The following is a 12,423-nucleotide window of genomic DNA, read 5'->3' on the forward strand; positions in this document are numbered from 1 at the left end:
TGCTGTTCCGGAGTTACTTCGCGACCGCGGCGGCCAGCTTCGAGAGCGGCTCGGCCAGCGCGTTGACGCCGTCGGAGAGCTCCTTGCGCTCGGGCTCGCCGACCTTGTCGTAGGAGGTGAACTCGTACGCGGCCTTGTTCGGGCGGTACTTCTCCAGCAGGTTGTTCAGCGCGGCGAACTGCTTGTCCAGCTCGGTGGTGAGCGCCGGGTCGGTCTTCGAGGTGACCGGCTTGAGCAGCTCGTAGGCCTTCTCCGCGCCCTCGACGTTGGCCTTGAAGTCGACCAGGTCGGTGTGGCTGTAGCGCTCTTCCTCGCCCGTCACCTTGCCGGTGGCGACCTCGTCGAGGAGCTCCTTGGCGCCGTTCGCCATCGAGGTGGGGGTGATCTCCGCCTGGCCGACCTTCTTCTGCCACACGGCCAGGTCGGCCATCAGGGTGTCGGCGAGCTTCTTGTCCGCGTCGTCGATCTTGTTGTCGGCGAAGAGGGACTTCTCCAGCTTGTGCCAGCCGGTCCACTCCTGGTTCGGCTCCAGGCCGTCCTCGCGGACGTCGACCTTCGGGTCGATGTCACCGAAGGACTCGGCGACCGGCTCGGTGCGCTCCCATCCGATGCGCGAGAGGGCGTACGCCTTCTTCGCGGCCTCGACGTTGCCGGCCTTGACCGCGTCCGCGAAGACCTGCGCCTTGGGGATGGTCTCGTCGGCCTGCTGCTGCACGTACTTGCGGTACGCGGCGACCGCCGCGTCGGCCTCGGGGCTGCGCTTGAGAGCCGCGCCCCCGCCCGTGGCCTTGACCTGCTGGCGGATGCCGTCGCCCTTCATTCCGGGCTTGCAGGCGATCTCGTAGTCGCCCGCCTTGAGCTCGGCGGTGATCGTGGCCTTGGTGCCGGGGCCGATGTTCTCGCGCTCGGTCACGATGCGGTCGTCCGGGAACAGGACGTAGAGCTCGGTGACCTTGGAGCCCTTGTTCTCGACCTCGATGGTGACCTTGCCCGCCGGGAACTCCTTCGCGGAGACGTCGCAGGCCGAGTCGGAGGCCGCCACCTTGACGACGCCGTCACCTGACGCGTCGCTCTTCTCGGAGCAGCCGGTGACCGCGGTGAGGGCGGCCGCGACGGCTGCCGCGGTGACGACGGTGAGGCGGGCGGGGCGCATAGGGGGCTCCTGGCAGTCTGGCGTTCGGCAGACGACCGCCCCGATCGGGTGGGGGCGGCCGGTGAGGCGGACCTAACTTAACCGAGGCTTACCTCACCCTTACCCGTGCGTCCAGTGATTCAGCCCACACCTTCGAACGCCGGACACGGGGCTGTCACGGACACCCCACGCCGCCCCCATGACCGGGTCAAGCCGAGGTCAAGCCCGGTGGGCGTTCCGCACGGCGGAACGCCCACCGCCGGGATTCCCCGGATCGGCGTCCCGCACGGGGACGACCAACGGCGCCCCGGTGCGCGGATGCGGGAGGACTTCCACCGGCTGGCGGTAGACCCGGCTCAGCAGCCCGTCCTCGAACACCTCCGCCGGCGGGCCGTCCGCCGCGATCCGGCCGTCGTGCAGGACGGCCACCCGGTCCGCGTACGCCGCGGCCAGGCCCAGATCGTGCAGGACCACCACGACCCCGTCCCCGGCCGCCGCACGCTCCCGGCAGATCCGCAGCACCAGCTCCTGGTGGCGCAGGTCCAGGGCCGCCGTCGGCTCGTCGAGCAGCAGCAGCGGGGCCCGCTGGGCCAGTACGCGGGCCAGCGCGACCCGGGCCCGCTCGCCGCCGGAGAGCGCCGAGAACGGACGGGCCGCGAAACCCGTCACCTCGGGGGCGGCCATGGCGGCGGCCACCGCCTCCTCGTCGGAGTCGGCCCGCTCGGTGCCCGCCCAGGGGGCGCGCCCCATCCCCACGACGTCCCGCACCGGAAAGGGGAAGGCCGGCGCGGCCGATTGGGGGAGCACCGCCCGGCGCAGGGCCAACTCGGGGGCAGACCAGTCCGCCACCGGACGCCCGTCGATCCGCACCTCCCCGGAGGCCGCCGGAAGGTCCGCGGACAGGGCCGCCAGCAGGGTGGACTTGCCCGCGCCGTTCGGCCCGACCAGGGCCAGCACCTCCCCGGCCCGCACGGTCAGCCCGATCCCGGCGAGCACCTCGCGCCCGCCGAGCCGTACGCGCAGGTCCGTGACCTCGGCGAGCGGCGCACCGGGGGCCGCACGGGCGGGGACGGCGCGCTTGGTCCCGCGCAGTGCGGCGAGGCCGGAACGGAACCGGGCGCTCATGCCCAGCCTCCTTGCTTGCGGCGGGTGCGGCGCAGCAGCCAGAAGAAGAACGGGCTGCCGAGCAGGGCGGTCAGGACGCCGAGCGGCAGTTCGGCGGGCTGGGCGAGGGTCCGCGCGGCCAGGTCCCCGGCGACCAGCACCACGGCTCCGGCGAGCGCACTGCCGGGGACCAGGAACCGGTGGCCCGGACCGTTGGCCATGCGCAGCAGGTGCGGCACGAGCAGCCCGACGAAGCTGATGATCCCGGCCACGGCGACGGCGGCCGCGGTGAGCAGCGCGACGAGCAGGATCAGTGCGAGCCGCAGCCGTTCCACCTCGACGCCCAGGTGGCGGGCGGGCCGCTCGCCGAGGGCCAGCAGGTCCAGCTTGCGCGCGTACAGGGGGGCGACGGCCAGACCGACCAGCGCGCAGGGCAGGACGGCGAGCACCTTGGGCCAGGTGGCCTGGGCGAGGGAGCCGAGCTGCCAGAAGGTGATCTGGTTCACCTGGCCGCTGTCCGCGAAGAAGATGAACAGGCCGATCAGGGCGCCCGCGAAGGCGTTGACCGCGATACCGGTCAGGATGAGGGTGACGACCTCGGTCTTCCCGCCGTTGCGGGACAGCAGGTACACGGCGCCGACGGTGACCAGCCCCGCGACGAACGCGCAGGCGGTGATGGTCCAGTTGCCGAGGAAGGTCAGGCCCAGCCCGATCGCGGCGACCGCTCCGACGGCCGCGCCCGCCGAGATCCCGATGACTCCGGGCTCGGCCAGGGGATTGCCGAACACCCCCTGCATCAGGGCCCCGGCGCAGCCGAGGCTCGCCCCGACGAGCACCCCGGATTCCTCCGGGGCCGACGGGGCCGGCGGGGCCGCTCCGCGCGGCTGACCCGCGCCCCGCACCCGAACCGCCCGTACGGCCCGTACCGCTGGGCCCCGTACCGCTGGGCCCCGTACGGCCCGTACCCGTCGGGCCCCGACCGCCCCCGCTTCGCGGGCCGGGCTCACCCGAACCACCCGGCCCGCACGCCCCGCAGGGCGCCGCCCCGTACCGCACTCACCCGCGAGCCCCGCAGGCCCCGTAACGCCAGGTCTCGGCTTCGCCGTGCCCTCGCAGGCCCTCGCAGGCCCCCGGAGGTCCCGCACCGCACTCCTTCCGCCTCCTCAACCCCCGTTTCAGGAGACCCCGCCATGTCATCCACCCGCTCGCCCTCGCAGCCGCCGTAGCCACCGCCACCGCCGCGGCGATCGGCGCCACCGCGTTCGTCCTGCCCGCCACCGCGGCGGGCAACGCGCAGGGCGCCTCCGTGGCGCAGGCCGCCCCCGCGACGATCCCGGTCGTCGGCGGCACCCTCGACTGGGGCGTCCTGGAGAGCTACCGCACTCACGTCACGACTTCGCGGGCAGCCTGCGCTTCCAGTACGCGGCCCACGGCATCGACATGACCTTCGCCAACGTCCGCATCAACGCGGTGGGCGGCAAGGGAACCCTGGTCCTGGACGTGAAGACGGCCGCCGGGGTCAAGGCGAACATCCCCTTCGCCACGCTCGACCTCTCGAAGGCCGACTACAAGACCAAGAACGGCGTGCTCACCCTGAACGCCGTCCGCACCGCCCTCACGGCGGAGGGCTCCGCGGCCTTCGCCAACGACACCACCGGCTCCGTCGTCGCCGCGGGCGCGGGCGCGGTCTACGTGGCCCGCAGGCGGCCTACGGCCCAGAACTGACCCGTGCTTCAATTCCCGCGTGAACGATCTGGACGTGCTCAGGGTCTTCTGCGCGGGCGACGGCAGCCACGGCAACACGCTCGGCGTCGTCCGTGACGGCCGGTCCTGCCCCGACGATGCCTCCCGGCAGGCGCTGGCCGCCGAACTCGGCTACAGCGAGACGGTGTTCGTCGACGATCCCGAGCGCGGGATCGTCGACATCCGCACCCCCGGCACCCGGATGTCCTTCGCCGGGCACCCGCTGGTCGGGGTCGCGTGGCTGCTCGACATCGAGGAGCTCCAGCCCCCGGCGGGAGCCGTATGGGCGCGCGACGACGGGGAGTTCACCTGGATCACCGCCCGCCCCGAGTGGGTCGAGGGCAAGCGCACCGAGCAGTACGCCGACGCCGCCGAGGTGGATGCGCTGCCCAGCCCGCCACCCGGTGAGGGCTGGCTGTACGCCTGGGCGTGGGAGGACGAGGCCGCGGGCCGGATCCGGGCCCGCGGTTTCCCGCGCCGGCCCGATGGGGCGATCACCGAGGACGAGGCCACGGGCTCGGCGGCGATCCTGCTGACGGCCGAGCTGAACCGCGCCCTGAACATCACCCAGGGCCGGGGCTCCCAAATCCTCACGGCCCCCGCCCCGGACGGCACGGTGGAAATCGGCGGCCGGGTCCGCTTCGCCCGTTCCGGCCCCGTCGGCGTGTGAGGCGCGGGGTCCGGGACCGAGCCCCAGGGGGCGAAACCCGGAAGGGGGGCGGGCCCATCGGGCCCACCCCCCTTCCCCGTTCAGCCCGCCGCAGGCGTCACGCGCTCAGCGGGAACTGCTCGCCCAACTCGCGGAAGACCGCGCCGTTGTAGTCGAAGGCCCGCTTGCACTCGTCGATGATGCGCTGCTTCTCCAGGTCGTCCGCGGCGATGCCGTCCAGCAGCTCGCGGTAGGTCCGCTTGAAGGCGGCCGGGTTGGAGATCTCCGCGAAGACGTAGAAGCGGACGCCGTCGCCCCTGCGCTCGAAGCCCCAGGTCCGCTCCGCCTTGTCGCGGATGATCTGGCCGCCGGAGAGGTCGCCCAGGTAGCGGGTGTAGTGGTGGGCCACGTACCCGCCCGGCCAGGAGGCGGCGCACTCGGCCACGCGGGCGGCGTAGGCCTCGGTGGCGGGCAGCGCGATCAGGGTCTCGCGCCAATCGGGACCCCGCAGGTGGGCCAGGTCCCGCTCGATCTCGGCAAGGCGCATCAGCTCGGGCTGGATGAACGGGCCGGCCACCGCGTCGTCCCTGAGGGCCTCGGCGGCGTCCTCCAAAGCCTTGTACACGAACCACAGCTGTTCGGTGTAGCGCGTGTACGCGTCCACCCCGAGCCGGCCGCCGAGCAGGTCGCTCATGAACGTCGAGGTCTCTGCCTCGGTGTGCTGCTCGTGCGAGGCGACACGGATGACGGTGGAGAAGGCGTCCAAGGCGGACCTCCGAGAATTCGGAAGAAAAGGGGAGCCGGGCGTGGCGACCGCGCCGCCACACCCGATCCTCCTACTTAGGCTTACCTAAGTCAATGTGTTCCCGACGCCTTGTCGGTAAAAACCTCCGCGAGCCGATTTCCTCGGATCGGGGCCGGGTCAGGGCAGCGTCAGGATCTCCGCCCCGGTGTCCGTGACCACCAGTGTGTGCTCGAACTGCGCGGTCCGCTTGCGGTCCTTCGTGACCACCGTCCAGCCGTCCTCCCACATGTCGTACTCGTGGGTGCCCAGGGTCAGCATCGGCTCGATGGTGAAGGTCATCCCGGGCTCGATGACGGTGGTGGCGTGCGGGCTGTCGTAGTGCGGGACGATCAGGCCGGAGTGGAAGGACGAGTTGATCCCGTGCCCGGTGAAGTCACGGACGACGCCGTAGCCGAAGCGCTTCGCGTACGACTCGATGACCCGGCCGATGATGTTGATCTGCCGGCCCGGCCTGACGGCCTTGATGGCCCGGTTCAGGGACTCGCGGGTGCGCTCCACGAGCAGCCGCGACTCCTCGTCCACGTCCCCGCACAGGTACGTGGCGTTGTTGTCGCCGTGCACCCCGCCGATGTACGCGGTCACGTCGAGGTTGACGATGTCGCCGTCCCGCAGGACGGTCGAGTCGGGGATCCCGTGGCAGATGACCTCGTTGAGCGAGGAGCACAGGGACTTGGGGAAACCGCGGTAGCCCAGCGTCGAGGGGTAGGCGCCGTGATCGCACATGAACTCGTGGGCGACCCGGTCCAGCTCGTCGGTGGTCACCCCCGGTGCGATCAGCTTGGCGGCCTCTTCCATCGCCTGGGCGGCGATCCGGCCGGCGATGCGCATGGCCTCGATGGTCTCGGGCGTCTGCACCTCCGGTCCGGTGTACGGAGTGGGCGCGGGCTTGCCCACGTACTCGGGCCGGCGGATGTTTCCGGGAACGGAACGGACGGGAGTGAGCTCGCCTGGTACGAGCAGCGACTGGCCAGACATACGAGCGAGTGTATCGAGCGGGTATGGGGCAGCATGGCGACAGAGAGAGGAGCCTGACGATGGCCCTGTTCAAGAAGCGCCAGGTGGGCAAACCCGGCGAGTGGTACTACTGCCTGGTCCACAAGAAGGTCGAGGAAGGCCCCGAGTGCCCGGCGAAGGACCGTTTCGGGCCCTACGCGACACCCGAAGAGGCGAACCACGCCATGGAGACGGCGCAGGAGCGCAATCTCGAATGGCAGAACGACCCCAAATGGAACGACAAGACGCGCGAGGCCGAGGAAGGCACGGACACGGGCACCCCGTAGCCACGGCTCCTGCTACGACCAGCGGTTCCTGCGACTACCAGCGGCTGGGCGGCGGCGCGGCCAACTGGTCGGCCAGCCGCGCCAGCCGGTCCCGGAACCGCCTCGGCCCGCGCTGCACCGGCAGGCTGTTCTCCCCGGCCGCCGCGCTGACCAGGTGCTGCACCGTGTCCAGGTCCAGCTCGGCGGCCCCGTCCGGTACGGACAGCACCTCGTGCGCGAGCGTCCCGAGATCCGGGTCCCCGCCGTCCAGGGACAGGACGGTCGCCCCCGCGCGCCGGGCGTCGTGCACCCGCTCCAGCAGCCCGTCCCCGGGCCGCCGCGGAGCCACCACCAGCAGGGTGTGACCCCGCCGGGCGGTCTCCAGCCGGCTCAGCCCGACCGACAGGTGCGGGGCGTCGCCGGGCAGCACCTGGTGGCGTACGAGCGTGGGCGCCAGCTCCGGCAGCCCCGACCAGGCGGCCTCGTCGACCAGGTGCGCCGCCAGGTGCCAGGGCTCGTACTGCTCGGTCCCGACCAGGAGCAGGTTCCCGCCGGCCGGCACGACCGACCGCCGCAGCGTCCCGGCGAACCGGCGCGCGGCACCGGGCCACTGCGTACCGGCGAGCACCTCGCGCAGCAGCGCGACTCTCACGGCGTCCATACCGGCATCCTGCCGCATGGAAGGGACAAAGGGGAGCTGTTCCCCCATCTCCCGCCCGACCCCCCTCTCCCGCCTCCCCGGGCATCTCACACCGTCCGCGCATTCGACTCTGACGATCTCGCGGCTACCCTCGCCCCCATGACCTCCACAGACAGCACGCAGCAGCCCGCGAAGGCTCCCGCCAAGGACCCCCGGGACCTCCCGGACGTCTCCGGCCTCGTCGTAGGCGTCCTCGGCGGCACCGGCGACCAGGGCCGGGGCCTCGCCTACCGGCTCGCCCGCGCCGGCCAGAAGGTGATCATCGGCTCCCGCGCCGCCGACCGCGCGCAGAGCGCCGCCGACGAGCTCGGCCTCGGGGTGGAGGGCGCGGACAACGCCGAGTGCGCGCGCCGCAGCGACATCGTGATCATCGCGGTGCCGTGGGAGGGCCACGCCAAGACCCTGGAATCGCTGCGCGAGGACCTCGCCGGCAAGCTCGTGGTCGACTGCGTCAACCCGCTCGGCTTCGACAAGCAGGGCGCGTACGCCCTCCAGGTCGAAGAGGGCAGCGCGGCCCAGCAGGCCGCCGCCCTCCTCCCGGACTCCCGCGTCACGGCCGCCTTCCACCACCTCTCGGCGGTGCTCCTCCAGGACGAGTCGGTCGACGAGATCGACACCGACGTCATGGTCCTCGGCGAAGTCCGCGCCGACACGGACATCGTCCAGGCCCTCGCCGCCCGCATCCCGGGCATGCGCGGCGTCTTCGCGGGCCGCCTGCGCAACGCCCACCAGGTCGAATCCCTGGTGGCCAACCTCATCTCCACCAACCGCCGCTACAAGGCCCACGCAGGCCTGCGCATCACGGACGTCTGACCCACCCGGTCCCCCGGGGCCCACCCGTCAGGCCGCCCCTCACGGGTCCGGCGGGAACGGGTGGCCCCGACACTCCCTCAGCCGCGCCGGCCGGCGCGCCCCTCGACCGGGCCCAGGTGCGCCACCACGCCGTGGTAGAAGCGCTCCACGGCATCGTCCACACTGCGGATGAACCCGGATTCCGTGTTCCCCCGGGTGCTGCCCATCCCCTTGAGCAGCGACAGCCGGAAACCCGCGACGGCCGAGCCGTCTGCGGGCAGCAGATCGCCCGGCTCGGGCCGCAGCCGCTCCAGCGTGCCCCGCGGCCCGCTCCCCACCGCCGTCCCCGGCCCCTCGACGAGGCTCTCCACGTGCAGGTCCGCCGGAGCCTCGGCGAGCAGCTTCAGCAGCCGCTTCACCGTGACCAGCGGGTACGCGCCCTCCGGGGCCGACACCTCGACGGACGTCCGCACCTTGGAGGTCCTGAGGTCTGCGCTCACCGTGATGACACTGCTGGACCCGTCGACGCGCAGCTCCGCGGAGAGCTTCCCGTCGGCACAGAGCCGGTCCGCCGCCGTGACCCTCCGGGCCTGCGGATCGCTGCCCCGCCGGGCCCGCTGTACCGGCAGCGCCTTCTGCCCGAGCTCCCCGCCGAGGCGCAGGCAGACCTGCCGGATCAGCCGCTCCCAGCTTTCCACGACCTCCACGGTCCGGGCGTCTCCGTGGCCGAGGGTCTCGTCCTCGATGCCCTTGCGTACGGGAACCCAGGCGGCGCCCATGTTCTGGAACCCGTGGCAGCCGGACTGCTCGTGCCGCAGGTACGTCAGGAGCTCCTGCAGGAGCCAGGCGTGTGCGGCGTTGCCCACGCCCTCGTGCCGGATCAGCATCTGTGCCTGATGGGCGACCTCGGCCCAGGACAGGTGCCAGAGGCTGACCTTGTGCTTGCGCCGGCCGTCCACCTTCACCTCGACCATGGGGCGGCCCTCCAGGGCCACGTCGTTGGAAAGGGTGATCACGGCCTCGTAGCCGCGGCGTGCGGCGATGTCCATGTACGCCTGGACCTGCTCCGCCTTCAGCGGGTTTCCGTTCGTCTTCGTCTCCACGAGCGCCGTCCACAGCTTGCCCGCGCGTTCCACCCGGATCACCCCGTCCGGGCGCCGCGGGGTGTCCCCGTGGGGGAGGGAGACCTCGGTGAAGGTCTGCATCCGGCCGGCCGGCGCGCCGAACCCGGCGGTGAGGCGGCGGCCGAACTCCGGCACCTGCGCCATGACCGACAGCAGCACCGAGGTGGCGCGCACCTCCCGCTCCCTGTCGCTCTTGAGGGAGGGGACGGGGAAGAGGCGGGCCTGGCTCCAGGACTCGTTCTCGGCGAGGGACTTCTTGGCCACCTTGGGCAGGGTGACCTTCTTCCTGGTCGTACGGGGACTGCGGCCGCGGGTCTGCGCCGGTACCGCGGCGGGGGTGGTGCCACCGGCGGGTGCGGGAGCGACGACGGGCTCCGCGACGGGCCCCGTGGCCAGGGTGCTTGCCGCCGCGTCGGCCGGGTCGAGGCCCTCTGCGGCCGGTGCGGGAACGGCTTCCTCCTGTTCCCCGTCACCCTCTTGCCCTTCCTGCTCCGCTTCCTCGGACTCTTCCAGCACCGGGATGCCGAAGTCCGTGGCGAGTCCCGCGAGGCCGGTTTCGTACCCCTGTCCGACCGCGCGGAACTTCCATTCCTCGCCCCGCCGGTACAGCTCGCCGAAGATGAAGGCCGTCTCCACGCCCGCGTCGTCGATGGAGTAACCGACCAGCGGTTCCCCGGAGCGGTCGGCGACCGTCATCCGAAGGTCGTCGAGGTCTCCGAAGCGCGCGCCGGCGTACCGGCTGGCCGCCACCACGATCCGGGCGACGCCTTCCGGGACCGCCGTCAGGTCCACACTGATGCGGTCCTCGTCGCCGTTGTCGGTAGGCGTCTTGCCCAGCAGCTGCACGCTCCCGTCGGCCGCCGCCGGATTGTTGTAGAAGTAGAAGTCGTTCTCGTCGCGGACCTTGCCGTTCTCGTCCAGGAGCAGCACCGAGACGTCGGCGTCGCCCGCCCCCGAAGCGCTGGTCCAGCTCAGGCTCACGACGACCGCTCCGGCGTCCTCGCTGAGGGCGGTCAGGCTGACGTTCGCGCCCTTCGGGATCTCCTGCATGTGTTCCCCCCGGTCGTTCCGCACCCTTGCACGGTGCGCCTCGGGCGAAACCGTAGCGGCGGGAGGAGGAAAAGATCACGGGATGGCGGAAATCCACCGGACGGGAGCACGCCGGGGCATGGGGGACACTGGAGGGGCTTGAATCGCTTCAGTGTCTTCGAGGAGCCACCGCCATGCCCCGCCTTGCCGTGTTCGCCGTCGTTCTCTGCGTCCTCGCCGTGGCCGCCGCCGTGGTCTCCTTCGTCGAGGGCAGCCTGCTCGGGATCGTGTGGGTGCTGATGGCGGGCATCACGTCGAACATGGCGTGGTTCTACGTGCGCAAGGCGAAGATCGAGAAGGCTGCGGCAGCAGCCCGCAGCGCGGGCTGAGGCAGGGCCGGGCCGGGCCTGGCCGGGTGGGCGGCAGGCTCTAGGACGCCTGGCAGAAGCCGTTGCTGTCCTGCCAGAACTGGTAGAGGTCGCGGCCGCAGTACGCCTCCAGCTCGCTCACGCCCAGCGCCGACAGCACGCTGTACACCGCGTCGAAGAAGAACGCGTTGATCTCCGGGATCCACAGCAGTGCGAAGACGGCCAACAGGCCGAACGGCGCCAGCGGGGCCACCTCGCGGCGGATCCGGTGCGAGAGCCAGGGCTCGATGATGCCGTAGCCGTCCAGGCCCGGGACCGGCAGGAAGTTCAGGATCGCCGCCGAGACCTGGAGCAGGGCCAGGAAGCCGAGCGCGAAGCGGAACGGGATCGGGACCCCGTCCAGGGCGTTCAGCCAGAACGGGGCCGTGCAGACGGCCGCGAAGGCGACGTTCGTCAACGGGCCGGCCGCCGAGATGAGGCTGTGCCGCCAGCGGCCCTCGATCCGGTCGCGCTCGATGTACACCGCGCCGCCAGGGAGACCCAGGCCGCCCATGATCACGAAGAGCACCGGCAGGATGATGCTGAGCAGCGCGTGCGTGTACTTGAGGGGGCTTAGGTACCGGGCTGTTAGCCCCGTCTGACCTGCGCTGATGCCCGCTCAGTCTTGCGGGGTCGGGCAGAAGCCCGACTCGTCGCGCCAGAAGCTGTACAGCTCGCGGCCGCAGTACGCCTCCGGCTCGGTCACGCCGAGGGAGCTCAGCAGGCCGTAGACCACGTCGAAGAAGAACCCGTTCACCTCGGGGATCCACAGCAGCGCGAAGATGGCGATCAGGCCGAACGGCGCCAGCGGTTCCACCTGCCGGCGGACGCCGTGCGACAGCCAGGGCTCGATGACCCCGTAGCCGTCCAGGCCCGGGACGGGCAGGAAGTTCAGGATTGCCGCAGAGACCTGGAGCAGTGCCAGGAACGCGAGTGCGAGGCGGAACGGCCCCGGAACCCCCTCCAGGGCATCCAGCCAGAAAGGCGCTGTGCACACGACGGCGAATGCCACGTTGGTCAGGGGGCCTGCCGCCGAAATCAAGCTGTGCTTCCAGCGACCCTGGATCCGGCCGCGCTCGATGTATACAGCACCGCCCGGCAGGCCGATGCCCCCGATGATGATGAAGAGAACGGGAAGGACGAAGCTCAGCACTGCGTGGCTATAGGCCAGGGGGTTCAGCGTCAGGTAGCCCTTCGCGCCGACGCTCAGGTCGCCGCTGTGCAGGGCGGTGCGGGCGTGCGCGTACTCGTGCAGGCACAGGGAGACGATCCACGCCGCCGTGACGAAGAGGAAGACGGCCAGCCCGGTGCTCGTCGAGTACCCCGTCCACACGGCCCACCCCGTCACCGCCATGATGGCGAAGATGCCGAGGAACACGGGACTGATCTGCCGGTCGCCGCGGTCGTGAGTGCGGTGCTGGCTACGGTTGCGACTGCCCTGGAGACCCATACGGCGAACCTATCCCGCAGGCGGCGCCCGGGGGAGCTCCGGGCCGGAGACAATGGGCCGGTGCGTTACACGATGCTCGGCACCACCCAGGCCATCCGCGACGACGGGAGCACCGTACCCGTCGGCGGCGCGCGGCTGCGCGCGCTCCTGACCGCGCTCGCGCTGCGGCCGGGGCGGGCGGTGCCGGCGGCCTCGCTCATCGACGAGGTGTGGGACGGCGACCCTCCCG

Annotated in this window: 12 protein-coding genes and 2 pseudogenes; 5 read left to right on the forward strand and 9 right to left on the reverse strand. The window is 71.8% G+C overall.

Features of this window, described 5'->3' with window-relative positions:
- Positions 1-13: 13 nt before the first annotated feature.
- From efeO to ABZY57_RS19415, 3 genes and pseudogenes are all read right to left on the reverse strand, one after another.
- Positions 14-1,153 carry an iron uptake system protein EfeO gene (efeO, locus tag ABZY57_RS19405; protein WP_356513475.1) on the reverse strand — a complete coding sequence of 380 codons (1,140 nt, stop codon included), beginning with the start codon at positions 1,151-1,153 and terminating at the stop codon, positions 14-16.
- A gap of 198 nt (positions 1,154-1,351) precedes the next feature.
- Positions 1,352-2,257: a heme ABC transporter ATP-binding protein gene (locus tag ABZY57_RS19410; protein WP_356513477.1), complete on the reverse strand. Its 906-nt coding sequence runs from the start codon at positions 2,255-2,257 to the stop codon at positions 1,352-1,354.
- Positions 2,254-3,072: pseudogene (locus ABZY57_RS19415) on the reverse strand (iron ABC transporter permease); the annotation flags it as partial. The gene ABZY57_RS19410 and the pseudogene ABZY57_RS19415, both read right to left, overlap by 4 nt.
- A 604-nt stretch (positions 3,073-3,676) precedes the next feature.
- Between ABZY57_RS19415 and ABZY57_RS19420 the strand changes: the two are divergent.
- Both ABZY57_RS19420 and ABZY57_RS19425 read left to right on the forward strand, forming a co-directional pair.
- Positions 3,677-3,961, forward strand: coding sequence for an HtaA domain-containing protein (locus ABZY57_RS19420; RefSeq protein WP_356513479.1), 285 nt, complete (start codon positions 3,677-3,679; stop codon positions 3,959-3,961).
- Positions 3,962-3,980: 19 nt separating this feature from the next.
- On the forward strand, positions 3,981-4,649 hold the full coding sequence (locus tag ABZY57_RS19425; RefSeq protein ID WP_356513481.1) for a PhzF family phenazine biosynthesis protein: 669 nt from the start codon (positions 3,981-3,983) through the stop codon (positions 4,647-4,649).
- A gap of 97 nt (positions 4,650-4,746) precedes the next feature.
- Here ABZY57_RS19425 and ABZY57_RS19430 read toward each other — a convergent pair whose 3' ends face one another.
- Positions 4,747-5,394: a biliverdin-producing heme oxygenase gene (locus tag ABZY57_RS19430; protein WP_356513483.1), complete on the reverse strand. Its 648-nt coding sequence runs from the start codon at positions 5,392-5,394 to the stop codon at positions 4,747-4,749.
- Positions 5,395-5,550: 156 nt separating this feature from the next.
- A complete protein-coding gene (gene map / locus ABZY57_RS19435; protein ID WP_266909281.1) occupies positions 5,551-6,408 on the reverse strand; it encodes a type I methionyl aminopeptidase in 858 nt (285 codons plus the stop codon).
- 59 nt (positions 6,409-6,467) lie between these two features.
- Between map and ABZY57_RS19440 the strand changes: the two genes are divergently transcribed.
- Positions 6,468-6,713, forward strand: coding sequence for a hypothetical protein (locus tag ABZY57_RS19440; RefSeq protein ID WP_356513485.1), 246 nt, complete (start codon positions 6,468-6,470; stop codon positions 6,711-6,713).
- Positions 6,714-6,747: 34 nt separating this feature from the next.
- Here the strand turns inward: ABZY57_RS19440 and ABZY57_RS19445 are convergent, their stop codons facing one another.
- Positions 6,748-7,353, reverse strand: a complete 606-nt coding sequence (locus ABZY57_RS19445) for a hypothetical protein (protein WP_356513487.1) — start codon at positions 7,351-7,353, stop codon at positions 6,748-6,750.
- Between the two features lie 138 nt (positions 7,354-7,491).
- On the opposite strand from ABZY57_RS19445, the gene npdG reads away from it, so the two are divergent.
- A complete protein-coding gene (gene npdG / locus ABZY57_RS19450; RefSeq protein ID WP_356513489.1) occupies positions 7,492-8,205 on the forward strand; it encodes an NADPH-dependent F420 reductase in 714 nt (237 codons plus the stop codon).
- A 77-nt stretch (positions 8,206-8,282) separates the two neighbouring features.
- On the opposite strand, the gene ABZY57_RS19455 is transcribed toward npdG, so the two are convergent.
- A complete protein-coding gene (locus ABZY57_RS19455) occupies positions 8,283-10,358 on the reverse strand; it encodes a TerD family protein (protein ID WP_356513491.1) in 2,076 nt (691 codons plus the stop codon).
- Positions 10,359-10,531: 173 nt separating this feature from the next.
- Between ABZY57_RS19455 and ABZY57_RS19460 the strand changes: the two genes are divergently transcribed.
- On the forward strand, positions 10,532-10,726 hold the full coding sequence (locus tag ABZY57_RS19460; RefSeq protein WP_356513493.1) for a hypothetical protein: 195 nt from the start codon (positions 10,532-10,534) through the stop codon (positions 10,724-10,726).
- Between the two features lie 40 nt (positions 10,727-10,766).
- Here the strand turns inward: ABZY57_RS19460 and ABZY57_RS19465 are convergent.
- Positions 10,767-11,321, reverse strand: a pseudogene (locus ABZY57_RS19465) (site-2 protease family protein); the annotation flags it as partial.
- A 42-nt stretch (positions 11,322-11,363) separates the two neighbouring features.
- A complete protein-coding gene (locus ABZY57_RS19470; protein WP_356513495.1) occupies positions 11,364-12,194 on the reverse strand; it encodes a site-2 protease family protein in 831 nt (276 codons plus the stop codon).
- Between the last annotated feature and the right edge of the window lie 229 nt (positions 12,195-12,423).

Origin of the sequence: Streptomyces sp. NPDC006450 (assembly GCF_040612195.1) — a bacterium.
Taxonomy (GTDB): Bacteria; Actinomycetota; Actinomycetes; order Streptomycetales; family Streptomycetaceae; genus Streptomyces.